Below are 23,030 nucleotides of genomic sequence, written 5' to 3'. Positions count from 1 at the left end.
TCTGTTGCAGGAGCGTTCTATAGGGAGGGCATGACGTCCCGCATCCATGCCTTCGAGGCGCTCGACAACTTCCGTGACTACGGCGGCTATGACACGGCGGCCGGCCGGGCCCTGAAGGCCGGACGGCTGTTCCGGTCGGCGCACCAGGCCAGCGTGACCGACGCGGATCTGGAGCGGCTGGCGGCGCTGGATATCGGCACGGTGATCGATCTCCGGCGGCCCGTGGAGCGGCGTCGCCAACCCTCGAAGCGTCCCGCGGGCTTTTCCGGCCAGGTGATCGAGAGCGACCTCGACGAGGCCGGCGAGGCCCCGCACATCACCTTCCTGAAGACCGCCGACCTGACGCCGGACAGCGGTCGCCGGTTCATGACCGACACCTATCGCCAGCTGCCGTTCGCCCCCGCGCATCTGGATCTGTTCGCCCGCTACTTCCGGGCCCTGGGCGAGACGGACCGGCCGGTGCTGATCCACTGCGCGGCGGGCAAGGACCGGACCGGGATGCTGGCGGCCCTGACCCATCACCTGCTGGGCGTCGGTCGCGACGATCTGGTCGACGACTATCTGCTGACCAATACGGCGGTGGATCTGGCCGGGCGGGCCCCGGCCATCGCCGAGCAGCTGAAGGCCATCACCGGCCGGACCGCCTCGCACGACGCGGTCGTGGCCTTCATGGGGGTGGAAGAAGCCTATCTGGACGCGGCGATCGCCGCCATCGAGGCGCGCCACGGCTCGATCGACGGCTATCTGGAACAGGCGCTGGGCGTCGACACGGCGCTGCGCGACCGGATCACGGAGCGGCTGGCGGGGTGAGCACGTCCGATCGCTTCGTCCTGACCCTGCCATGGGCGCCGCCGCTGGCCGTCGCGGGCGGTCTCGCGGCGCGCGACGGCGCCCTTTGCCTGCTGTCGGACGGCGGGCCGAACGGGCGCGTGTCCTGGGTGGGGGCCGAGCCCGACGTCGCGGGGATCGGTCCCGTCGACGACGCGGACCCGTTTGCGGCCCTCCGGCAGGCCGGGTGGGATCGCCATGTGATCGGCCTCGCGGCCTATGACGCCGGCGCGCGCCCCGCCACCGGCGAACGGGGCCAGGCGGCCGGCGACTGGCCCGACCTGATGGTCGCGCGCTATCCGGCCCTGCTGCGGTTCCACCATCCGACGCAGACCATCCAGGCCATCGGCATCGGCCCCGACGCACCGGCCCAGGCCCGACGCGCCGCAGACTGGATCGCCTCGGCCAGACCCCCGTCCCAGCCCGCGCCACCGGCCGGGGAATTCGGGGAAGAGACACCGGAGACGACGTATACGGCAGCCGTCGCCGACGTCGTCGAACGCATCGGGGCGGGCGAACTGTTCCAGGCCAACATCGCCCGGGCCTGGGGCGGGGCGCTGGAACCGGGAACCGATCCGTTCGACGTCTTCGTGCGCCTGGCGACCGGGGCCGCGCCCTACGGGGCGTTCTGGAGGCTGGGCGAGCGCGTCCTGGTGTCGAACTCCCCCGAACTGTTCCTGACCTTCGACCCTGCCGACGGCCGGATCGAGACCCGGCCCATCAAGGGCACGCGCCGCCGCGACGCCGATCCCGTCCGCGACGCCGCGAACGCCGCCGATCTGGTGGCCAGCGCCAAGGACCGGGCCGAGAACCTGATGATCGTCGATCTGATGCGCAACGATCTGGCGCGCGTCTCCGTCCCCGGATCGGTCCGGGTCGAACGGCTGTTCGCGCTCGAGAGCTTCGCCACCGTGCACCATCTGGTGTCGACGGTGGCGGCCACGGCAGCGGAGGCCACCGGTCCCGCGGATATCCTGAACGCCACCTTCCCCCCGGGCTCCATCACGGGGGCCCCCAAGCATCAGGCGATGAAGGTGATCGCGGCGCACGAGCCGCCGCGCGGCCCCTGGTGCGGCTCGCTGTTCCTGCTGGACGACCGGGGCCGGATGACGGCGTCGGTCCTGATCCGGACGGCGTCGTTCTGGCGGGAAGAGGGCCAATGGCGGTTTCGCACCCTGGCGGGCGCCGGCATCGTCGCCGACAGCGACCCCCGGTCCGAAAGCGCGGAGACGGACGCCAAGATCGTGGCCATCCGGCGCGCCCTGACGGGCACCTGACCCTTCAGCAGTCGCTGCAGGTCACCTTGTCCACCAGCCGGGGCCGCAGATAGAAGGTCTGGCGGAACTGAATGGCGTTGGGCAGCAGGTAGCGCAGCGGCGAGACGTAGTCGTAGGTCGCCTCGCTCAGGATCACGCTCTCCCCATTGGCGATCATGCCGGCCGGCACCGTGACCACCGCGCCCGTCCCCAGGGCCGTCATGCCCGATCCCCGACTCCAGTCGATTTTGGCCACGCCGCTGGCGTTCCGCGTCACGCCCGACACCCGCATCTTCAGTGGTGTCGTCGGGAAGGGCGACATGATCAGTTGAGCGACGGCCAGGGTGTCGTCCAGCTCGTCGCGGGTGACGACCCCGTCCTGGGACGTGATGTCGGCGACCTGCGACGTCGCATGGTCCATCCGCTTCTGCGCCATGAAGCCCTGGCAGAACTCCGCGCTGCCGAAGTAGAGCGCGATCATGACCGGGGCCAGGAGCGCGAACTCCACGGCCGAGACGCCGCTCTCGTCCCGCCAGAAACGGCGCAGTCCGACGCGCGCGCGCGCGATCACGAGTAGGGCTCGCTGCGGAAGGCGGTCGTGACGCTCAACAGGGTCTCGCCCGTCGACAGCCGGGACATCGCCTGGAACATGGTCGGCGCGATCAGGGGCTGTTTGTACCAGACGCGGATCAGGATCAGGCTGCTGGCGGCACCGTTGGTGTAGGGCGGGGACGTCGGCAACTGGCCGTTGACCACCGGGTCCGGCAGGGTCTGGTTGCGGAATTGCGTGATCGTCCGGACCTCGACCGTGGCCCGGCCGGCGCATTCGCCCGAGAAGACGCTCATGCGCGAACACAGCTCGGTCTTGAACTGGGCCGGGGTCAGGTTGCGGGTCGAGGCCTCGCCCGTCCGGATCAGCCGGGCCGCCTGGAGCGTCGCATTCTCGAGCACCGAGTCGACCACGAACAGCAGCCCCAGCTGCATCACGGCGAAGATCATGAAGAAGAACGGCAGGGCGACCATGGCGAACTCGATCGCCGCGACGCCCGACCGGGGGGGCCGTCGCGGTCCGGCCGTTCGCGCCGAGGGGAGCGAGCGCGGGCGCATGGCGGTCAGGGGGTCGCGGTCGTCGCGGCCGCATCATTGCGAATGCTGGCCGAGCAGGACGCCGCGCACGCCAATTCCGTGGCCCGGGCGCCGCGCCAGACGCGGACGGACCCGGTCGATCCCCCGCTGACGATAACCTCGCCCTGGTAGATGGTGCGTCCCAGGCCGTCCACGGCGATGACCTCGGTCACGCCATAGCCCTTGCCCGTCACGAACAGGGTGTTGGCATCGACCACGGTCACGTCGGCGATGGCGGGGTTGCCGACGATGACGGAGGCCGCCGAACCGCGCAGGGCCACCCGGGCGGAACGGTCGATCCCGACGTTCAGCGACTGGGCCTGGGCCATACCTGCGGCGAACAGGCAGGTCACGCCGGCCAGGACGGCGGCGGAGCGGGCGGCGATGGAGACGCGGCGGCCGGCCATGATCGGCATTCCCTTGAGGTTCGACGCAGGCGCGGGCGTCACGGCCGCAGGATCGCCGTCAATCCTCAAGAAAGTCTGAAATCGCGTGCGGATCGCAGGATCCGGTTCATCCCGGTTAACGAACATCAAGACATCGCGAGCGGTTGTTCGCGACACTATATAGTCAATCGACTGTCAGACGGCCGCTCGGCGCAAATCATCTTGGATATTTACAGTAAATATCCGGGTAACCATGACTTCTGACCCGCCCTTAACCCGCCCCGGGCATTGTCCTCCTGTGTTTGGGGGTCAAGCGGGCGACCGGAGCCTCCAGCCAGAGTCGCTCGCTTAACAGATTTTGCAAAAGGAAGACCATCATGACCAAGTTCATCACCAAGTTCGCTCAAGACGAGTCGGGCGCCACGGCCATCGAGTACGGCCTGATCGCTGCCCTGATCGCCGTCGTCATCATCGGCGCGATCACCACGCTCGGCACCAAGATCACGGGCACCTTCACCAAGGTCGCCAACGCGATGCCGCAGTAAGACCCGGTCACACGGTCTTGCAGTCGGGGGCCGGAGCGGGAAACCGCTCCGGCCCTTCGTCGTTTGGCCCCTGCCCGTGTTCGGCAGTAACCGGGTAACCAGAATTTCTGACGTGGCCTTAACCGGTTCCAGCGATCCTGCCTGTGCATCGGAGGTCGAGCGGGCGACCGAAGTCCTCCAGCAGCGCCGCTCGCCTACCCATCATGCCAGGAGGAAGACCACCATGACCAAGTTCATCACCAAGTTCGCTCACGACGAGTCGGGTGCCACGGCCATCGAGTACGGCCTGATCGCAGCCCTCATCGCCGTCGTCATCATCGGGGCCATCACCGTGCTCGGCGAAAAGATCACCGGGACCTTCACCAAGGTCTCCACCGCGATGCCGCAGTAAGACCCGAGCCGAACGGTCTTGTTGCCGGGGGCCGGAGCGGGAAACCGCTCCGGCCCTTCGTCGTTCGGCGGGTCGATATCAGGGCCACGCCGGAAACCGGGGCTTAACCCGGGCGCGCTAGGGTGGGGGTCATGGACAGTCTCACCCTTCTGCTGCTCAGCGTGCTGCCCGCGCTCGTGATCGTCGCGGCCCTGTCGGACCTGACGACGATGAAGATCCCGAACTGGATTTCGGGCCTGCTGATCGTGGGCTTCTTTCCGGCCGCCTTCGCCGTCGGCCTGTCGCCGGCCGAGGTCGGCCTGAACGTCGCCGTCGCCGTGGGGGCGCTTCTCGTCGGGATGGGGCTGTTCGCCGGCAGGATCATCGGCGGCGGGGACGCCAAGGTGATGGCCGCCACCTGCCTCTGGCTGGGCTTCGGCGGCGCCGGCATGTTCCTGCTGTATACCGGCCTGTTCGGAGGCCTGCTGTGCCTGGCCCTGATCGCCGCGCGAAAGTCCGTCGTCCTGCCCGCGCACGCCACGCCGGGCTGGGTCGCCACCCTGATGGAGCCGCGCGGAGACCTGCCCTATGGCGTGGCGATCTGCGCCGGAGCTCTCGCGGCCTTCCCGTCCAGCCCGCTGCTGCTGACCTACGCGGCAGGGTAGGCGCGCCGCGGGCGCTTAGGCCCGCGTTAACCCGCGCCCGGCATGGTCGTTAACGGTAGGCCTCCCGCGTTTCGAATCGCGTGCGTGGTTCTTGCCGGAGACCCTGGATGAAACCCGCCCGCATCGCCGTCATCTGCATCGCCGCCGTGTCCGCCATCGGTCTGGCGTTCGTGGTTCGCGCCATGGGTTCCCCCTCCGGCGAGCCCACCGCCGTGGCCACCGCCGCGCCCGCGCCCACCCGCCCCATGGCCAAGGTCCTGGTCGCCGCGCGGGATCTCGCGCCCGGACAGCGTCTGGTCGAGGCGGATCTGGAGTGGAAGGACTGGCCGGTCGACGAGGTCAATCCCGCCTTCATCACCGACGGCTCCGTGCCGGTTCCGGCCGCGGCCGCCCCCGAGGGCGAGGCGGCCCCCGCCACCACCGACACCACCGCCGAAAGCGCCGTCGCCCGCGTGACGCGCGCCGCCAACGACCTGACGACCGGCGGGGCCAAGGCCGACTATTTCGGCTCGGTCGTGCGCGAACCCATTCTGGCGGGCGAACCCATCGTCGGCCGCAAGATCGTCCGCGCCGGCGACAGCGGCTACATGGCCGCCTATCTGGAGCCCGGCATGCGGGCCATGGCCATCGGCGTCTCGGTCGAGAGCGCGGCGGGCGGCTTCATCCTGCCCGGCGACCGGGTCGATGTGATCGTCACCGTCGAACAGCAGGCCGGCAATGACGACGACGCGGGCCGCGCCAAATTCGCCAGCCGCATCGTCATGCAGAACGTCAAGGTTCTGGCCATCGACCAGTCGACCCGCGCAGGCGACGACCAGCAGGCCGTGGTCGGCGCCACCGCCACCCTTGAGGTCGCCCCCCAGGACGCCGAGGTCGTGGCCCTGGCCAAGGCGGCCGGCACCCTGTCTCTGGTCCTGCGGTCCTATGCGGACACGTCCGGCCCGTCGGGGCGCGTCTCCATGCCGCCCCGCGCCTCCGAACGCTCGACCGCGATCCGCGTCTTCCGGGGCGGAGAGCCCGAAGTGGTCAACGTCCCATGAGCCGGCCCATGAGCGCACGCCCGATGACCTCGCCCCTGACCCGCATCGTCGCCCTGGCCACCGCCGCCCTGATGGCCGCGGCACCCGTGACCCTGCCCTCGGCCGTGCTGGCCCAGGACCATGCGGGCAGCCAGACCGTGGCGGCCGGATCCGGCCCGCGGCTGATCAACCTGCCCCGCGGCACGTCCTTCGCCGTCGACCTGCCGGCCGATGCGCGCGACGTGATCGTGTCCAACCCGGCCGTCGCCGAGGCCAATGTCCATTCGCCGCGCCGCATCACCGTCATCGGCATCGCGCCCGGCGAGACCGACGCGGTCTTTCTGGACGCCGCCGGGCGATCCATCCTGACCCTGCGGGTCCGCGTCGATGCGGGCGTAACCGCGCTGCAGGACACCCTGAGCCGCGTCGCGCCGGGGGCCCAGGTCCATGCCGAGGCCGTCAACGACAGCATCGTCCTGACCGGCCTGGTGACCAGCGCCGCCCAGTCCGAACAGGTCGCCCAGGTGGCCCGCGCCTTCGTCTCCGCGCCTGAAAAGGTGCTGAACATGCTGACCATCGCCGGGTCCGACCAGGTGACGCTGAAGGTCCGCATCATCGAGGTGCAGCGCAACGCCATCAAACAGCTGGGCTTCGACACCGCGGCCGCGCTCGGCCGGGTCGGCGACACCCAGTTCCTGCTGAGTCAGGCCGCCAGTTTCGGCGTCAACGGCAGCCTGCTGGGCGGCATCAGCGCGGGCGTGTCGCGCAACACGACGCAAAACTTCCAGCTACAGGGTCCGTGCGGGCCCGGCTTTCCGGCGGACAGCCTGTGCCCCTTCACCGTCGACGGCCCCGAGGACGCCTCCAACTGGGATACCGCCCAGCCGGGCACCGGTCCCGGGTCCGACGACCTGAACAAGGGTAACGCCATGATCAAGGCGTTCGAGCGGGTCGGCCTGATCCGCACCCTGGCCGAGCCCAACCTGACGTCGGTCAACGGCGAGAGCGCCAGCTTCCTGGCGGGCGGCGAGTTTCCGGTGCCGACCGGCCGCGACCGCGACGGCAACGTCACCATCGAGTTCAAGCCCTATGGCGTGAGCCTGGGCTTCCGCCCCATCGTCCTGTCCGAGGGCCGCATCAGCCTGCAGATCTCGGCCGAGGTGTCCGAGCTGACCCAGACGGGCGGCATCACCCTGGGCGCCGGCACCAGCACCGCCCTGAACATCGCCGGCCTGAACGTCCGCCGGGTCCAGAACACGGTCGAGATCCCCTCGGGCGGATCGATGATGATCGCGGGCCTGCTGCAGGAATCCACCCGCCAGGCGATCGACTCCCTGCCCGGTCTGGGGGGCTTGCCCGTGCTGGGCCAGCTGTTCCGCTCGCGCGACTATCTGTCGGGCGAGACCGAGCTGGTCGTGATCGTCGAACCCTACATCGTCACGCCGACCTCGCCGAACCGGCTGCAGACGCCCGCCGACGGTCTGCGGATCGCGACCGACGCCCAGACCATCTTCTTCGGCCAGTTGAATCAGGCCTATGGGTCCCCCGCCCCGACCGACACCGCCTCGGCCGGCTGGCAGGGCCCTGTCGGCTATGTGATCGAGTGAGCGCGCCCATGATCCGTTCCCTTCTCGTCGCCTCGGGGGCCCTGGTCCTGACCGGCTGCGTCGGCCTGCCCGCCGAGGGTCTGGACCCCGCGCCGCTGAACCCGAACTCGCGCTACAGCCTGCAGGTCGAACCGGGCATCGAACGCGTCGCCCTGGCGGTGCACGACACCGGCCTGTCGGCCAACCAGACCCGGGCGCTGGAGGACATCGCCGGCCGCTTCTACGCGGAGGGCGCCCCGGTCCTGCGGATCGAGGCCCCGTCGGGGAACGATCCCGTGGCCAGCGAGATGGCGTGGCGGATCAAGGGCGCGCTGGAGGCCTCGGGCGTCTCGTCCTACCAGGTCCAGGTCGTGACCTATGTCGCGCCCGACCCGCGCGCGCCCGTCCTGGTCGGCTTCGACACGGTGCGCGCCGTGGTGCCGCAGTGCGGGACCGGCTGGACCAACCTGACGCGGACGGGTTCGAATGCGGGCTACGGCAACTTCGGCTGCGCGGTGAATGCCAACCTGGCGGCCCAGATCGCCAATCCGCGCGACATCGTCCAGCCCCGCACCATGACGCCGGTCGACGCCGGTCGCCGGGCGGTGGTCTTCGACAACTATCGCCAGGGCGAACAGACGGCCGCCCCCCAGGAAGACCTGGTGGCGCGCACCCAGGTTTCCCGTGCGGTGGACTGAGCGATCATGAGCAACGCCTTCGCCCCGCGCGCCTTCGACACCGTCGACGACGAGTTCGATGCGGACCTGGACTTCGTCGTGGTCGAGCCCACGCTGGACGGGGACATCAATCCGCGCGAGCCGCTGCAGTTCACGCCTCCGGCCGGGATGGTCCCCGCGCCGCAGACCGGCATGGTCGTGAGCCATCCGGGCGCCGCCGTGGGCCCGGGCCAGGCGGGTCTGCCCGCGGCCGGCTACAATCCGGTCGGCGACATGGTGGCCGGCGCCGCGATGGCCCTGGCGCCCAGCGCCGCCGCCATGGCCGCCGAGGTCAACGTCCCCCGCATCGCCATCCACGTCTTCGGCGAGCGCCAGGACACCCTGGCCGCGGCCGAACGGGCCGGCCAGGACCGGCGCATGTCGCGCGCCACCACCCAGATCCGCATCGGCGGCATCCCCGCGGCCGTCGAGGCCTACAGCCACGAGCCCACGCCGCCGCTGATCGTGGTGGAGTGCCTGCAGGATCCGCAGACCCTGCTGTGGCAGGTCGACCGTCTGGCGGAATGCTGCGACGCCGGCACCAAGGTCGTCGTCATCGGCGCGACCAACGACATCATCCTGTTCCGCGAGCTGATGAAGCGGGGCGTCAGCGAATACATGGTCGCGCCGGTCCAGCCGCTGCAGCTGATCGCGGCCATCGGCGGACTGTTCTCCGACCCGGCCCAGCCGTTCGTCGGACGCTCGATCGCCTTCGTCGGCGCACGCGGCGGGGCGGGATCGTCGTCCGTGGCGCACAACACCGCCTATGCGATGTCCGAGAAGATCGGCGCCAACACCGTCATCGTCGACTACGACCTGCCGTTCGGCACCGCGGGACTGGACTTCAACCAGGACCCTCTGAGCGGCGTCGCCGACGCCCTGGGCCAGCCCGACCGGCTCGACCCCGTCCTCCTGGACCGGATGATGGTCCGCTGCACCGACAAGCTGAGCCTGTTCGCGGCCCCCGCGACCCTGGACACCGACTGGGAGATCAGCGCCGACGCCTTCGAGGAGGTCACGACCCAGATCCGGGGCACCGCGCCCTTCGTGGTGCTGGACCTGCCCCACCTGTGGTCCGGCTGGATGCGCAAGACGCTGATCGCGGCCGACGAGGTGGTGGTGGTCGCGACTCCCGATCTGGCTTCCTTGCGCAATGCCAAGAACATGATCGACCTGATCCGCTCGGGCCGCCCGAACGACGCGCCGCCGCGGCTGGTGCTGAACCAGGTCGGCGTGCCCGGACGTCCGGAAATCCCGGCCAAGGATTTCGGCGCGGCCCTGGGCATCCATCCGTGCCTGTCGATCCCGTTCGACGCCAAGCTGTTCGGCGCGGCCGCCAACAACGGCCAGATGATCCTGGACGCCGGGGCCAAGTCCAAGTCGGCCGAGGCCTTCCAGACTCTGGCCCAGATCGTGTCGCGCCGCGAAATGCCGTTGCTGGCCGCGCCCGGCAAGGCGAAGGGCGAAGGCAAGTCGATCTTCGCCAACCTGTTCAAGAAGAAGACCTGAGGCGTGTTCGGCAAGCGTACAGGTCAACCCGGCGGCGTCGACGCGGCCCCGCGCCCGGCCCCGGCCCCGGCGCCCGCGCCGTCCTTCGACGCCGGTGCGGCGCCGCAGCCGGCCCAGGGCCACCAGACCCAGGCCTTCGCCTACAGCGCCGAGACTGCCGCGCCGCAGGGCGGCTTCGCCCACAGCAGCGGCCGTCCGGCCGATGCGCCGACCTCGCCCGCCGCCGACCGGCTGGATGCCCTGGCCCAGCGCCCCCGCCCCGCCGCCGCGCCGCCGCCCGGCACGGGCCCCGGGCCCAAGTCCACGCCCGGCTTCGAGCAGCTGAAGAAGGCCCAGGCTGTCGCCGAGATCGTCCGCGAACAGAGCGACTACTACCACGCCACGAAGACGACGATCTTCAACGCGCTGATGAACACCATCGACCTGGCCCAGCTGGCGCAGCTGGACACCAAGGCCGCGTCGGAAGAGATCCGCGACATCGTCGCCGAACTGGTGGCGATCAAGAACGTCTCCATGTCGGTGGCCGAGCAGGAGCACCTCGTCCAGGACATCGTCAACGACGTCCTCGGCTACGGTCCGCTCGAGCCCCTGCTGAACCGCGACGACATCGCCGACATCATGGTCAACGGCGCCGGCCGGGTCTTCATCGAGGTGAACGGCAAGGTCCAGCTGACCAACGTCCGCTTCCGCGACAACACCCAGCTGATGAACATCTGCCAGCGGATCGTGTCGCAGGTCGGCCGCCGCGTCGACGAAAGCTCTCCGATCTGCGACGCCCGCCTGCCCGACGGCAGCCGCGTCAACGTCATCGCCCCGCCGCTGGCCATCGACGGCGCGACCCTGACGATCCGGAAGTTCAAGAAAGACAAGCTGACGATGAAGAACCTGGTGGAGTACGCCTCCATCAGCCCGGAAGGGGCCCGCGTCCTGGGCGTCATCGGCGCCTGCCGCTGCAACATCGTCATCTCGGGCGGCACCGGCTCGGGCAAGACGACGCTGCTGAACACCCTGACCGCCTTCATCGACCCGACCGAGCGCGTCATCACCTGCGAGGACGCGGCCGAACTGCAGCTGCAGCAGCCGCACGTGGTCCGACTGGAAACCCGCCCGCCCAACCTCGAGGGCCAGGGCACGATCACCATGCGGGATCTGGTCAAGAACTGTCTGCGGATGCGGCCCGAGCGGATCATCGTCGGCGAGGTCCGCGGCCCCGAGGCCTTCGACCTGCTGCAGGCCATGAACACCGGCCACGACGGCTCGATGGGGACGCTGCACGCCAACTCCCCGCGCGAGGCCATCAGCCGGATGGAATCGATGATCACCATGGGCGGCTACGGCCTGCCGTCGCGGACGATCCGCGAGATGATCGTCGGCTCGGTCGACGTCATCATCCAGGCCGCGCGCCTGCGTGACGGTTCGCGCCGCATCACCCACATCACCGAGGTGGTCGGGCTGGAAGGCGATGTCATCGTCACCCAGGACCTGTTCGTCTACGAGATCACGGGCGAGGACGAGAACGGCAAGATCGTCGGCCGTCACCGCTCGACCGGAATCGCCCGGCCCCGCTTCTGGGACCGCGCCCGCTACTACGGCCTCGAGCGCGAGCTGGCCGAGGCCCTGGACGCGGCGGAGTAGGCGCGATGCTTCCCATCCTCGCAGCCGTCCTGGCCTTCATCACCATCGCCGGCCTGGGCTGGGTCTTCGTCGGTGGCGACGATTCGAGCGCCCAGGCGATCAAGCGGGCCGAGGGTTTCACCTCCGGCACCGTCCGCACGGCGCGCGCCAAGGCCGCCAAGGTCGAGGCCAACACGCCCGAAGCCCGCAGGAAGGCCATCGAGCTTCAGCTGAAGGAGGCCGAGCGCAAGGAGCGCAAGGCCCGCATGACCATGAAGGCGCGCCTGAAGCACGCCGGCATGTCCATGGGCATCCGGACCTTCTGGATCATTAGCGCATGCCTGGGGGTCGTCGCCTTCCTGATGCCCCTGGTGTTCGGCCTCAACATCTTCGTCGCCATCGGCATCGCCCTGGTCGTGGGCCTGGGCCTGCCGCGCTGGGTCGTCGGCTTCATCGGCAAGCGGCGTCTGAAGAAGTTCTCGCTGGAGTTCGCCAACGCCGTCGACGTCATCGTGCGCGGCATCAAGTCCGGCCTGCCGGTCCACGACTGCTTCAAGATCATCGCCCGGGAGAGCCCGGCCCCGGTCGGCCCCGAGTTCCAGACCCTGGTCGAGGGCCTGGGCGTCGGCCTGACCCTGGGGCAGGCGCTGGAGAAGATGTACGAGCGCATCCCCACGCCGGAGCTGCGGTTCTTCACCATCGTCATCGCCATCCAGCAGAAGACCGGCGGTAACCTGGGCGAGGCCCTGTCCAACCTGACCACCGTGCTGCGCGCACGCCGGATGATGGGCGAGAAGATCAAGGCCCTGTCGTCCGAAGCCACCGCGTCCGCCGGCATCATCGGCTCCCTGCCCCCCGTCGTCATGACCCTCGTGGGGCTGACGACGCCCGCCTACATGGGCCTGATGTTCACCGACTTCCGGGGTCAGGTGATGCTGCTGGGATCGGCCATCTGGATGGGGATGGGGATCCTGATGATGAAGAAAATGATCTCGTTCAAGTTTTAGGGGGAGGGCGACGTGGAAGAGTTCATGCGCGCGATCGTCGAGCCCCGGACGCTGATCAGCATCGTCGTCGGCCTGCTGGTGTTCGCCACCATGCTGACCCTGCTGAGCTCGATGGGCGGCGGCGTCAGCCTGGACAAGCGGATGCAGGCCGTCTCGGTGCGCCGGGACGAACTGAAGCGCCGCTCGCGTCAGGCCATCGCCAACGGACAGGGCGGTCTTCGCCACACCGACGACGGCTTCAAGAAGCGGGTCGTCGACCGGTTGAACCTGGTGAAGCTGCTGGAGGACCCCAAGGTCGCCGAACAGATGATCCAGGCGGGTCTGCGGGGCCCGCGCCCCCTGACCACCTTCTACTTCTTCCGCTTCGCCACCCCGTTCATCTTCATGTTCGCGGCGGTGCTGTACGTCTTCGTGATGAACGACTTCGGCCTGTCGGTGACGGTCCGGCTGGGCATCGTCATGTTCGCGACCGTGGCCGGTTTCTATGGCCCCAACATCTTCCTCAAGAACCGGATCGCCAAGCGGCAGCTGTCGATCATGCAGGCCTTTCCCGATGCGCTGGATCTGCTGCTGATCTGCGTCGAGGCGGGGATGTCGATCGAGGCCGCCATCGTGAAGGTGAGCCAGGAGATCGGGACGACCTCGGTCGAGCTGGCCGAGGAACTGGCCTTGCTGTCGGCCGAGCTCAGCTATCTGCCCGAACGGCGCATGGCCTATGAGGGGCTGGCCAAGCGCACCAACCACCCCGGCGTGCGGTCCGTCTCCACCGCCATGATCCAGGCCGAACAGTACGGCACGCCCCTGGGGTCGGCCTTGCGGACCATGGCCAAGGAAAACCGCGACCTGCGCCTGTCGGCGGCGGAAAAGAAGGCGGCCGCCCTGCCGGCGCAGCTGACCGTGCCGATGATCATCTTCTTCCTGCCGGTGCTGTTCGTCGTGATCCTGGGACCCGCGATCATCAACATCCAGGATACGCTCAAGGCCAACAACCGGGCCTCGGCGGCCACGGCGGCCGCGCCGCAGTAGCGCCTAGGACTCGGCCGTCGCGCGCAGGGCCTCGGAGATGCTCTCGCACGCCGTACGCAGCGTCTTGCGATGCTTCTCGTAGAAGCCCTCGCCCCGGAAGCCCGAGAAGATGAAGCCGTTCGAGACGATGCAGCTGCCGACCTCCAGCTGGTCGATCTCGTAGTAGCGGATCACGTTGAACAGGAAGCCGCGACGCTCGATCCAGACCAGCCGGGCGTCCGGCTGCCAGTCCCCGACGCGCGCCGTGTAGGTCCGCTCGGGCAGACCGGGAACGGCCTCGGTCAGGGTGATGGTGCCGCCGAACGCGATGGTGCCGGACAGGTCGGTATCGACGGGGTTCCAGGCGTTCCAGCCCGGCAGGTCGGCGATGACCTCCCAGATCCGTTCGGATGTGGCGCGGACGCCGATGCGTTTCTCGACCTTGAAGTTCATGGTTTCCGATGTCGCAAGCGACCGGGCCGAACGCAAGCCGGGCCGTTCGCGCCACGCATCGTCGAGCCGATGCGCCGCACCCGGGCTCAGCTGTTGCCTTCGGGCCCCGGCTGCGACGCCGGAGCCATTTCCGGCGCGGGGGCCTCGTCGTCCACGCGGGCGGCCAGGGCCTTCAGCGCAGGGCTGATCCAGGCGACCACGACCGCCCCGGCCAGCAGCAGCGCATTGCCGAGGAAGGGCGCAAACTCGCGCAACTCGTACAGGGCCACGCCGGCGACCGGCGGCCCGAGGAAGCTGAGCCCCGCCAGCGCCATCATGAGCCCCGCCACCGCCCCCTGCTCGTGCGGCCCGACGGCCAGGGACGATCCGGCGGTGAAGCCCGGGCGCGCGAAGCCCACGCCCATCGACACCACGGCATAGCCGACCACGACCCCGAAATAGCCCGGCGAGGCGATGCTGAGCAGGTTGCCGACCAGGGCCAGGGCCGCCCCCCAGCGCATCAGCTCGGGCGGGCGCAGCTTCAGCAACGGGATCAGGCCCCACTGCACCATCAGGGTCGCCAGGGCACCGGCGAACATGGCCAGACCGATGAAGGGCTGGGCCGCCCGCGCGTCCAGCCCCGTGGCGGCCATCTCGTCGATGATGTGGAATCCCAGCACCGAGATGTTGACCGCCTGGGCCCCCGTGACCAGCAGGCCGAACAGCAGGAAGTCGCGCACCCGGGGATCGCGCCACAGCCCCTTGGCGACGTCGGGGGCGCCCGCCCCCCTCTGGCCGGTCGGGGACGGGGTGCGCACCACCTCGCCGGACGGCAGGAACCGCAGGACGATGACCAGCACGATCAGGCCGAACAGGGCGAACACATACATCGGCCCCGCCAGCCCCACGAACGGCAGGATGAAGAAGGGCGACAGGACCGGCCCGATCACCGTGCCCAGCCCCTGGGCCGAGGCCAGCAGGGACATGGCCTGGGTCCGCTCGGCCGGCCCGGTCCGGTCGGCGACATAGGCCTGGGACGCGATCGGCGCGGCCGATCCGAACACGCCGTAGATGGTGCGCGCCGTGGCCATCAGGGTGAAGGCGAAGATGGCCCCCAGCCAGCCCTCGATCCCGGAGGTCGCGGCCAGGCCGAAGCCGAGCATCGAGACGACGAAGCCCGTCATGCCGATGAGGATGACCTTCTTTCGTCCCAGGCTGTCGGACAGCCGGGCCCAGAACGGCGAGGCGAAGGTCCACATCAGGGCCGAGATGGCGAAGGCTCCGGCCACCAGCGTGTCCGACAGCTGAAACTGTCGACCGATCGCGGGCAGGACCGACTGCAGTCCCATGTTCCCCGCCGCCGCGATCAGGCTGACGATGAACAGGATCATGAAGGCGGGGGATCTGGGCGACATGAGACCGGCTTAGCCCCGAAGCGACATCGGGTCACCCGCCGCGGTGATGCGGGCCGAAAAGCGCCAGACCCCGGCTGCCCGCCTGATATGGAAAAGCCGTATCCGAAGGAGAACACGCCATGGCCACCCTTCACATCGAGCGGACCATCCAGGCCCCGGCCGACACGGTCTGGGACGCCCTGCGCGACTTCGGCGCGCTTCACACCCGGGTCGCCCCCGGGTTCATCCTCGACACCGTGGTCGAGGGCGACGTGCGGACGGTCACCTTCGCCGGTGGCCTGGTCCTGAGGGAAAGGCTGATCGCGCTCGACGACGACCGCCGCCGCATCGCCTACAGCATCCTGTCGGACACCTTCGAGCACCACAGCGCCTCGAACACCGTCATCGCCGAGGGCGACCGCTGCCGGTTCGTCTGGGTGGTCGACTTTCTGCCGGACGGACCGAAAGACCGGATCGAGGCGATGATGAATGCGGGTGCGGACGCCATCAGGGCGTCCATGGAGCGGGCCTGACGCCTAATCCTCGCCGACCACCGTCAGCGTGGGCTTCAGCCGTCGGCCGTCGTCCAGACCCAGCCGGGCCTTGACCTCGAACAGGTCAGCCCCCGTGGGCACGATCAACAGGGCCTTGGGGTTTGAGGCGTTGATGGCCACGACGGCGTTCTTGGGACAGATGTCGAAACAGCCGGTCTGGATCACGGCCAGCTCGGCCTTGCGGCCCTTGCCGTCGCCGGGCCGCAGATAGGTCTTCAGCGCCTTCTTCAGGGTCTTGTCGCCGTCGGGCCCGAAGCCGCCGTCGAGCTTCTTCTGGCATTTCTTGCAGACCAGGACGACGTCGCGCCATTTCGTCTTTGCGGTCTTGATGGCCATGCGTCCTACATCGGACGCGTCGCGCGGCACCGCAAGACGCTTGCGTCGCCTTGACGCCTGCCCTCATCATCGGCCCACCGCTTCCGGAGACCGCCGATGATCCGCCCTGCCCTCCTCGCCGCGCTCCTGACGCTGGCGGCCTCGCCCGCCCTGGCCCAGACCGGCCCGGTCAGCGCGGCCGAGGTCGCGGCGGCGGCCGAAGGCGTCAATGCCGAGGTCGTCGCCTGGCGCCGCGACCTGCACCAGCATCCTGAGCTGGGTCTGGCCGAAACCCGCACGGCCGCCTTCGTCGCCGAACGGCTGAAGGCCATGGGGATCGAGGTGCGCGAGGGCGTCGGCCGTACGGGCGTCGTCGGCGTCCTGCGCGGCACCGGCACCGGGCCGCAGCGTGTCGTCGCCCTGCGCGCCGACATGGATGCCCTGCCCGTGCTGGAGGCGACGGGGCTGCCGTTCGCCTCGACCGCGACCGGCACCTATCAGGGCGCGACCGTGCCGGTGGCCCATGCCTGCGGCCACGACGCCCACGTCGCCATGCTGCTGGGCGCCGCCGAGGTCCTGAGCGGGATGAAGGACCGGTTCAGCGGCACGATCGTCTTCCTGTTCCAGCCCGCCGAGGAGGGCGTGCCGCCGGGCGAGCCGCTGGGCGGGGCGCGGCTGATGATCGAGGCGGGCGCGCTGAAGGATCCGAAGGTCGAGGCCATCTTCGGCCTGCACGTCGTGCCGGGCGTCCCGGGGACGATCTTCTATCGGCCGCAGGGCTTCATGGCGGCGTCCGACCGGGTCGACATCGTCCTGCACGGTCGCCAGACGCACGGGGCCTGGCCCTGGCGCGGGGTCGACGTGATCGCCGTGACGGCCAATGTGATCCAGACCATCAACACCCTGACGGCCCGCACCGTCGACCCGACCACCACCCCGACGGTCTTCACCATCGCCACGATCGACGCGGGCGTCCGCTACAACATCATCCCCGAGGAGGCGACGCTGGCGGGCACGCTGCGGACCTTCGACATCGCCCAGAGGGACGCCCTGGTCGCCCGGGCCGAGGCGGCGGTCGACCACGTCGCCGAGGCCTATGGCGCGACCGCCGACTTCTCGGTGCGCCAGAACGCGGCCCTGGTGTTCAACGACGAAACCCTGTCGGCCTGGCTGGCCCCGGTGCTGACCGAGGCGGCCGGCGAGGGCAAGGTCAACCCGGCCTCGCCGCCGACGACCGTGGCCGAGGACTTCTCCTACTTCCAGGGCGAGATCCCGGGCGTCTTCTACCACCTCGGGGCCACGCCCGACGGGGTCGATCCCGCCACCGCCGCGCCCAACCACTCGCCCCAGTTCGACGTCAACGAGGCCGTGCTGCCGGTCGGGGTCCGCGCCCACGTCCTGAGCGCGCTGCGCTTCCTGGAGCGGTCCTGACCATGGCCGATGCCGAATTGGAGCGGTTCCGGGCCACCCGCGCCACCGCGATCCACCGCCTGGACCTGATCGCGAGGGGCGCGCAGATTTCCTACGAGGACGGCACGCCCATCGACATGGCGTCGGAGAAGGCGCGGCTGGAACAGGTCGTCACCGACATGGATCGCCGCATCGCCCGGGCCGAGATGATGGCCGCGGCCCCGACCGGTCTGCCGAACTAGGGCGACCGGGCCGACAGGTTCATCACAAAGGGCACGAAGGGAGCCACAAAGGACACGAAGGCAGCGGAGCCGGGTCGACGCCAATGTCTTTCGGGGTTGATTATGATCGCGGCGTACGCCGCATTGATCCAGAGAGACGAAGCGCGCGGTGCTGAAGACCTCACAGGACCCGTCGTGTCCTTCGTGCCTCCCTTCGTGCCCTTTGTGATGAACCTGCCGTCGTAGCGGACGGCGCGTCAACGCCAGCCACGCACCGTCTAGCCCTGACCCTGCACCGTCTCGATGACGCGGCGGTAGGCGGCGGTCAGGGCCACCAGTTCGGCGACCGGCACGCGCTCGTCGACCTGGTGCATGGTCTGGCCCACGAGACCCAGCTCCAGCACCGGGCACATGGCGCGGATGAAGCGGGCATCGGACGTGCCGCCCGTGGTCGAGGCCTCGGGCCGCACCCCGGTGGAGGCCTCGACCGCGTCCTGGACCGCCGTCACGAAGGGGCCGTGCGGCGTCAGGAAGGCCTCGCCCGAACACATGTGCTCCAGGGTGATCTGCAGCCCCGTCTCGGCCTGGACCCGCCCCGCCTCGCGGTTCAGCCAGTCGATCAGGCCGTCACCGGTCTGGGCCGGGTTGAAGCGGATGTTCAGCCGGGCCCGCGCCTCGGCGGGGATGACGTTGGTGGCCGGGTTGCCGATGTCGATCGTGGTGATCTCGAGGTTCGACGGCTGGAAGGCCTCATACCCCTCGTCGAGGACATGGGCGTCCAGCGCCGCCAGCAGCCGCACCAGGACCGGGGCCGGATTGGCCGCGCGGGCGGGATAGGCGACGTGCCCCTGTTTCCCGTGGACCGTGATCCAGGTGTTGAGCGAGCCGCGCCGGCCGATCTTGATCATGTCGCCCAGCTGGGTCTGCGAGGACGGCTCGCCGACCACGCAGGCGTCGATGACCTCGCCCTCGGCCATCAGGGCCTCGACCACCTTCTTGGTGCCGTGCAGGGCGGGACCTTCCTCATCGCCGGTGATCAGGAAGGACAGGGATCCGGCCGGCTCGCCGTCCGCGAGGATCTGCGACACCGCCGCGACCCAGGCGGCGATGCCGCCCTTCATGTCCACCGCGCCCCGGCCGTAGAGCAGCCCGTTCCGCACCTCGGCCTCGAACGGATCGGACGACCAGGCGGCCGCCTCTCCCGTGGGGACCACATCGGTATGGCCGGCGAAGCACAGGTTGGGACTGGCGGTGCCCCGGCGGGCGTACAGGTTCTCGATCCGGGCATCGGTCGCGGCCCCCGTCGACCCTTCGAACGCCATCCGCCGACAGGTGAAGCCCAGGCCAGTCAGCACCCGCTCCAGCGTGTCCATCGCCCCGGCGTCCACCGGCGTCACCGACGGCCGCCGGATGAGGTCCCGGGTCAGTTCGACAGGATCGATCACAGGAGTTGATGCAGTGCCCATGGTCCTATGCTTTAGGGAGATCACGCCGAGCCGGAAAGGGGAGCGACCGTGCCGAAGATCGACATCGATGCCGCACCGACCGGCCACGGCACCGCCTACCCCGACGACCACGCCGGCCCCTGTCTGGCGCGTCGCCGCTGGAGGCTGGGCGATGCGGCGGGCCTGACCCAGTTCGGCGTCAATCTGCTGCGGCTCCCGGCCGGAGCCTGGTCCAGCCAGCGCCACTGGCACGCCACCGAGGACGAGTTCGTGACCGTCCTGGCCGGCGAGGTCGTGCTGGTCGAGGAGGACGGCGAGACCCTCCTGCGGGCCGGGGATTGCGCGGGCTTCAAGGCGGGCGTGCCCAACGGCCACAAGATCGAGAACCGATCGGGCGCAGAGGCGCTTCTGCTGGAAGTCGGCACGCGCTCGCCCACGACCGACGCCTGCGACTATCCCGACATCGACATGGTCCTGCCCGCGGGCGCGGACCGCTACTTCCACCGAGACGGAACGCCTTACCCCAAACATGACCGACGCACCTGAGGCTCCCGAGCCGATGACCGGGCCGAATGCCAAGGCGGCGCTCGAGGCCCACGGGACCAATCCGTGGAAGATCAACGACTTCCGGCTGATCTGGCTGGGCCGGATCGCGGCCGTCCTGGCGATCCAGATCCAGTCCTCGGCCCTGCTGTGGCAGGTCTATGAAATCGCCCGCCGGGACCATCCGATCGCCGAGGCCAGCCTGTATCTGGGCTTGGTCGGTCTGGCCCAGTTCATTCCGCTTCTGGCCCTGACCCTGCCGGCGGGCGAGATGGCGGACCGTCGCGACCGCAAGCGGACCGTCGCCCTGGCCATCGTCGCCGAGGGCACCTGCGCCGCCACCTTCCTGGCCATGGCGATCCACGGCAACCCGCCCCTGTGGGGCCTGCTGCTGGTCGCCGTCGGGTTCGGGGCGTCGCGCGCGTTTCTCGCCCCCGCCAGCCAGGCCTTCCTGCCCATGGTCGTGGGCCGCGCCGCCCTGCCCCGCGCCATCGCCGCCCAGTCCATCGCCTTCCAGACCGGGGCCATCGCCGGTCCGGCCCTGGGCGGGGTGATCGTCGGCCTGTCGGTGCCCCTGGCCTATGGCACGTCTCTGGCGCTGTTCTTCCTGGGTCTGGCCTGTTTCCTGATGATCCGGACCAGCGGCAAGCCGGCCCCGATCGAGGGGGGCGTAGGGCGCTGGCAGGCGGTCAAGGACGGGCTGAAGTACGTCTGGGACACCAAGATCGTGCTCGGGGCCATCTCGCTGGACCTGATCGTGGTGCTGTTCGCCGGCGTCGCCCTGCTGACCCCCATCTTCGCCCGCGACATCCTGCATGTGGGCCCCGAGGGCTTCGGCCTGCTGCGCGCCTCCTTCGGCGGCGGGGCCTTCCTGATGGCCCTGGTGCTGGCCCGCTATCCGATCCCGGGCAGGGGGGGCCTGCTGATGTTCGCCTCCGTCGCCGTGTTCGGCCTCTGCACCATCGTCTTCGGCCTGTCGAAGATCGTCTGGATCAGCGCCATCGCCCTGTTCATCGGCGGCATGGCCGACATGGTCAGCGTCAACATCCGCCAGACCCTGATCCAGCTGTCGACGCCGGATCACATGCGCGGGCGGGTCTCGTCGGTCTCGATGCTGTTCATCGGCGCCTCCAACGAACTGGGCGAGGCCTATTCCGGCGTCATGGTCCGGTTCCTGGGCCCGATCGGCGCGGCGGTGTTCGGCGGCGTCGGGGCGCTGACGGCGACCGGCCTGTGGGCCAAGCTGTTCCCGGGCCTGAGGAAGGCCGACAAGCTGGTCTGATCCTCACCCGGAGCGAAGCGAACGGGGGAGGGGGACCGCCGCCCGCTTGGGCGGGGGTGGAGGGGGCGACCTCAGACACGGTGGGTGTTTCCGCCCCCTCCACCACGACGCAAGCGCGTCGCGGTCCCCCTCCCCCGCTGCGCGGGGGAGGATTACCCCCAAGCCCTGAAGTGCTTCGAAAGCTTCAGCCCCTGCCGCTGATAGTGGCTGCCGCCCTCGCCGTAGAGCCGGGTCGGCCGTTCGGTCAGGGGCTCATAGACCAGCCGGGCGACGATCTGGCCGTGTTCCAGCAGGAAGGGCGTGTCGTGGGTTCGCACCTCCAGCACCCCCTTTGACCCGGCCCCGTGCGCTTCGTCGGTGCCGAAGCCGGGATCGAAGAAGCCGGCGTAGTGGACGCGGAACTCGCCGACGCTGGGGTCGATCGGCGTCATCTCCGCCGCCTGCATGACCGGGATCTCGACCGCCTCATTCGAGGCCAGGATGTAGAATTCGCCCGGGTCCAGCAGCAGCTCGCCCCGGCGCAGGCTCAGAGGCTCCCAGAAGTCCTTGGGATCATGGCCGTCGATCTTGTCCAGATCGACCACGCCCGCATGCCGGCGACCGCGGAAGCCCACGATGTCGCCGCCCTGCAGATCGACGCCGACGCTGCGGGTCTCCAGCTTGGGCGGTTCGCCCGCCTTCAGCCGCAGCTGATTCAGCCGGGTGCCGGGCCGGACCAGGATGGAGAAGGTCTGGGGTGCGATCTCCAGATACAGCGGCCCCTCGTAGCCCTCGTCCACATCGTCGAACGAGCCGCCGCGATCGGTCAGCAGGCGCACGAAGACGTCGACCCGGCCGGTCGAGGACTTGGGATTGGCGCGGGCGATCAGACCCTTGGGCAGGCTCAGCCGTTCCTGCAGCTCGGCGATATAGACGCAGCCCTTTTCCAGCACATAGCCGCCGGACAGGTCGATCGAATGCATCGACACGTCGGCGATCCGGTCGGCGACCAGCCTCTGTCCGGGCAGGAAGGAGGCCCGCACCCGCCAGGCGCGGTCGGACAGGCGCAGGTCCAGACTGGCGGGCTGCACCTGATCGGCGTCGAACGGGGTCGCGGAGGTGATCGCGCCGCCGGCGATCAGGGCCTCGATGGACTGGCAGGGCAGGATACCGGGGACGGAGGATTCGAAGGTCATGCCGAACGCCTTACACATGGATGTCGCCGGACGCACGTCCGGGCGAGGGCCCTGTCGCCCGCGCCACGGTCGCGCGCTGCTTGAGCGCAGCCTTTGGGCGCTATCGCACGCGACGCGGTCGCGCGCTGCTTGAGCGCGCTTGAAACCGCCTTTTTGCCGGGCGACGATGGGGGATGCACGATACCCGACCCTATGAAGCCGAAACCGATGGCGTGATCGTGCGGGTCCGACCCAGCTATCTGGCCGGTCAGTCCGATCCCGACGAGGGGCGCTGGGTCTGGGCCTATCGGGTCGAGATCGAGAACCGGGGCTCCCAGGCCGTCCAGCTGATGGCGCGGCGCTGGATCATCACCGATGCGACCGGCCATGTCGAAACAGTGCGCGGCGCGGGCGTCGTGGGCGAACAGCCCCTGATCGGGCCGGGCGACAGCTATTCCTATGCCTCGGGCTGCCCCCTGCCGACGCCCTCCGGCTCGATGGAAGGGGCCTATATGATGACCGACGCCACGGGCCGTCAGTTCGAGGCCGTGATCCCGGCCTTCAGTCTGGATGTCCCTGGCGGCCGCGTTCTGAACTAGAAAATCCTCCCCCGGAGCGAAGCGAACGGGGGAGGGGGCCCGCGAAGCCG

General features: G+C 69.6%; 26 protein-coding genes. 18 read left to right on the top strand and 8 right to left on the bottom strand.

Annotated features, from left to right (window positions below; all coding sequences use genetic code 11):
* Positions 1 to 30: 30 nt before the first annotated feature.
* Both BRESU_RS03250 and BRESU_RS03245 read left to right on the top strand, forming a co-directional pair.
* Entirely contained in the window at positions 31 to 810 is a 780-nt protein-coding gene (locus tag BRESU_RS03250; protein WP_013268068.1) for a tyrosine-protein phosphatase, read from the top strand.
* Complete coding sequence (locus BRESU_RS03245; RefSeq protein WP_013268067.1) at positions 807 to 2,105, top strand: anthranilate synthase component I family protein; 1,299 nt, start codon at positions 807 to 809, stop codon at positions 2,103 to 2,105. Before BRESU_RS03250 ends, BRESU_RS03245 begins: the two co-directional genes overlap by 4 nt.
* Positions 2,106 to 2,109: 4 nt before the next feature.
* Here the strand turns inward: BRESU_RS03245 and BRESU_RS03240 are convergent, their stop codons facing one another.
* Genes BRESU_RS03240 through BRESU_RS03230 form a run of 3 tightly spaced genes read right to left on the bottom strand, consistent with a single transcriptional unit; the run spans position 2,110 to position 3,616 of the window.
* Positions 2,110 to 2,655: a TadE/TadG family type IV pilus assembly protein gene (locus BRESU_RS03240; RefSeq protein WP_013268066.1), complete on the bottom strand. Its 546-nt coding sequence runs from the start codon at positions 2,653 to 2,655 to the stop codon at positions 2,110 to 2,112.
* Positions 2,652 to 3,191 (bottom strand): TadE/TadG family type IV pilus assembly protein, encoded by a 540-nt coding sequence (locus BRESU_RS03235; RefSeq protein ID WP_013268065.1) that lies wholly within the window; start codon positions 3,189 to 3,191, stop codon positions 2,652 to 2,654. Before BRESU_RS03235 ends, BRESU_RS03240 begins: the two co-directional genes overlap by 4 nt.
* Positions 3,192 to 3,196: 5 nt before the next feature.
* Positions 3,197 to 3,616 (bottom strand): pilus assembly protein N-terminal domain-containing protein, encoded by a 420-nt coding sequence (locus BRESU_RS03230; protein WP_013268064.1) that lies wholly within the window; start codon positions 3,614 to 3,616, stop codon positions 3,197 to 3,199.
* 356 nt (positions 3,617 to 3,972) lie between these two features.
* Between BRESU_RS03230 and BRESU_RS03225 the strand changes: the two genes are divergently transcribed.
* The 10 genes from BRESU_RS03225 to BRESU_RS03180 all read left to right on the top strand — a co-directional run bounded on the left by BRESU_RS03225 (position 3,973) and on the right by BRESU_RS03180 (position 13,652).
* Positions 3,973 to 4,140 (top strand): Flp family type IVb pilin, encoded by a 168-nt coding sequence (locus BRESU_RS03225; RefSeq protein ID WP_013268063.1) that lies wholly within the window; start codon positions 3,973 to 3,975, stop codon positions 4,138 to 4,140.
* Positions 4,141 to 4,363: 223 nt separating this feature from the next.
* Positions 4,364 to 4,531 (top strand): Flp family type IVb pilin, encoded by a 168-nt coding sequence (locus BRESU_RS03220; RefSeq protein WP_013268062.1) that lies wholly within the window; start codon positions 4,364 to 4,366, stop codon positions 4,529 to 4,531.
* A 131-nt stretch (positions 4,532 to 4,662) separates the two neighbouring features.
* Positions 4,663 to 5,175, top strand: a complete 513-nt coding sequence (locus tag BRESU_RS03215; protein ID WP_013268061.1) for an A24 family peptidase — start codon at positions 4,663 to 4,665, stop codon at positions 5,173 to 5,175.
* A gap of 107 nt (positions 5,176 to 5,282) precedes the next feature.
* Complete coding sequence (cpaB, locus tag BRESU_RS03210) at positions 5,283 to 6,215, top strand: Flp pilus assembly protein CpaB (protein WP_013268060.1); 933 nt, start codon at positions 5,283 to 5,285, stop codon at positions 6,213 to 6,215.
* A gap of 8 nt (positions 6,216 to 6,223) precedes the next feature.
* Positions 6,224 to 7,801, top strand: a complete 1,578-nt coding sequence (locus tag BRESU_RS03205; RefSeq protein ID WP_050762456.1) for a type II and III secretion system protein family protein — start codon at positions 6,224 to 6,226, stop codon at positions 7,799 to 7,801.
* Between the two features lie 8 nt (positions 7,802 to 7,809).
* Entirely contained in the window at positions 7,810 to 8,478 is a 669-nt protein-coding gene (locus BRESU_RS03200; protein WP_013268058.1) for a CpaD family pilus assembly protein, read from the top strand.
* A gap of 6 nt (positions 8,479 to 8,484) precedes the next feature.
* Positions 8,485 to 10,005, top strand: coding sequence for a CpaE/TadZ family protein (locus tag BRESU_RS03195; RefSeq protein WP_013268057.1), 1,521 nt, complete (start codon positions 8,485 to 8,487; stop codon positions 10,003 to 10,005).
* 3 nt (positions 10,006 to 10,008) lie between these two features.
* Positions 10,009 to 11,640 (top strand): TadA family conjugal transfer-associated ATPase, encoded by a 1,632-nt coding sequence (locus BRESU_RS03190; protein WP_013268056.1) that lies wholly within the window; start codon positions 10,009 to 10,011, stop codon positions 11,638 to 11,640.
* Between the two features lie 5 nt (positions 11,641 to 11,645).
* Positions 11,646 to 12,626 carry a type II secretion system F family protein gene (locus BRESU_RS03185; protein ID WP_013268055.1) on the top strand — a complete coding sequence of 327 codons (981 nt, stop codon included), beginning with the start codon at positions 11,646 to 11,648 and terminating at the stop codon, positions 12,624 to 12,626.
* 24 nt (positions 12,627 to 12,650) lie between these two features.
* The gene (locus BRESU_RS03180) at positions 12,651 to 13,652 is read left to right on the top strand and encodes a type II secretion system F family protein (protein ID WP_013268054.1); all 1,002 of its coding nucleotides are present in this window, start codon (positions 12,651 to 12,653) and stop codon (positions 13,650 to 13,652) included.
* 3 nt (positions 13,653 to 13,655) lie between these two features.
* Here BRESU_RS03180 and BRESU_RS03175 read toward each other — a convergent pair whose 3' ends face one another.
* On the bottom strand, positions 13,656 to 14,084 hold the full coding sequence (locus BRESU_RS03175; RefSeq protein ID WP_013268053.1) for an SRPBCC domain-containing protein: 429 nt from the start codon (positions 14,082 to 14,084) through the stop codon (positions 13,656 to 13,658).
* A gap of 86 nt (positions 14,085 to 14,170) precedes the next feature.
* On the bottom strand, positions 14,171 to 15,478 hold the full coding sequence (locus BRESU_RS03170) for an MFS transporter (RefSeq protein WP_013268052.1): 1,308 nt from the start codon (positions 15,476 to 15,478) through the stop codon (positions 14,171 to 14,173).
* 119 nt (positions 15,479 to 15,597) lie between these two features.
* On the opposite strand from BRESU_RS03170, the gene BRESU_RS03165 reads away from it, so the two are divergent.
* Complete coding sequence (locus BRESU_RS03165; RefSeq protein ID WP_013268051.1) at positions 15,598 to 15,990, top strand: SRPBCC family protein; 393 nt, start codon at positions 15,598 to 15,600, stop codon at positions 15,988 to 15,990.
* Between the two features lie 3 nt (positions 15,991 to 15,993).
* Here the strand turns inward: BRESU_RS03165 and BRESU_RS03160 are convergent, their stop codons facing one another.
* The gene (locus tag BRESU_RS03160; protein ID WP_013268050.1) at positions 15,994 to 16,347 is read right to left on the bottom strand and encodes a hypothetical protein; all 354 of its coding nucleotides are present in this window, start codon (positions 16,345 to 16,347) and stop codon (positions 15,994 to 15,996) included.
* 96 nt (positions 16,348 to 16,443) lie between these two features.
* Between BRESU_RS03160 and BRESU_RS03155 the strand changes: the two genes are divergently transcribed.
* Together BRESU_RS03155 and BRESU_RS03150 are read left to right on the top strand one after the other, a co-directional pair.
* A complete protein-coding gene (locus BRESU_RS03155; protein WP_013268049.1) occupies positions 16,444 to 17,757 on the top strand; it encodes an amidohydrolase in 1,314 nt (437 codons plus the stop codon).
* Between the two features lie 2 nt (positions 17,758 to 17,759).
* On the top strand, positions 17,760 to 17,978 hold the full coding sequence (locus BRESU_RS03150) for a hypothetical protein (RefSeq protein WP_013268048.1): 219 nt from the start codon (positions 17,760 to 17,762) through the stop codon (positions 17,976 to 17,978).
* A 257-nt stretch (positions 17,979 to 18,235) separates the two neighbouring features.
* Here the strand turns inward: BRESU_RS03150 and dapE are convergent, their stop codons facing one another.
* Positions 18,236 to 19,423, bottom strand: a complete 1,188-nt coding sequence (gene dapE / locus BRESU_RS03145) for a succinyl-diaminopimelate desuccinylase (protein ID WP_013268047.1) — start codon at positions 19,421 to 19,423, stop codon at positions 18,236 to 18,238.
* A 48-nt stretch (positions 19,424 to 19,471) separates the two neighbouring features.
* Between dapE and BRESU_RS03140 the strand changes: the two genes are divergently transcribed.
* Entirely contained in the window at positions 19,472 to 19,948 is a 477-nt protein-coding gene (locus BRESU_RS03140; protein WP_013268046.1) for a cupin domain-containing protein, read from the top strand.
* A gap of 13 nt (positions 19,949 to 19,961) precedes the next feature.
* Positions 19,962 to 21,227, top strand: coding sequence for an MFS transporter (locus BRESU_RS03135; protein WP_013268045.1), 1,266 nt, complete (start codon positions 19,962 to 19,964; stop codon positions 21,225 to 21,227).
* 152 nt (positions 21,228 to 21,379) lie between these two features.
* Here BRESU_RS03135 and BRESU_RS03130 read toward each other — a convergent pair whose 3' ends face one another.
* On the bottom strand, positions 21,380 to 22,402 hold the full coding sequence (locus BRESU_RS03130) for a 2'-deoxycytidine 5'-triphosphate deaminase (protein ID WP_013268044.1): 1,023 nt from the start codon (positions 22,400 to 22,402) through the stop codon (positions 21,380 to 21,382).
* Positions 22,403 to 22,575: 173 nt separating this feature from the next.
* Between BRESU_RS03130 and apaG the strand changes: the two genes are divergently transcribed.
* Complete coding sequence (apaG, locus tag BRESU_RS03125; RefSeq protein ID WP_013268043.1) at positions 22,576 to 22,980, top strand: Co2+/Mg2+ efflux protein ApaG; 405 nt, start codon at positions 22,576 to 22,578, stop codon at positions 22,978 to 22,980.
* The last annotated feature ends 50 nt before the right edge of the window (positions 22,981 to 23,030 follow it).

Origin of the sequence: Brevundimonas subvibrioides ATCC 15264, from assembly GCF_000144605.1 — a bacterium.
In the GTDB taxonomy this organism is placed as follows: Bacteria; Pseudomonadota; Alphaproteobacteria; order Caulobacterales; family Caulobacteraceae; genus Brevundimonas; species Brevundimonas subvibrioides.
The sequence above is the reverse complement of the archived record's forward strand: the minus strand, read 5'-3'. Positions and strand labels throughout refer to the sequence as shown.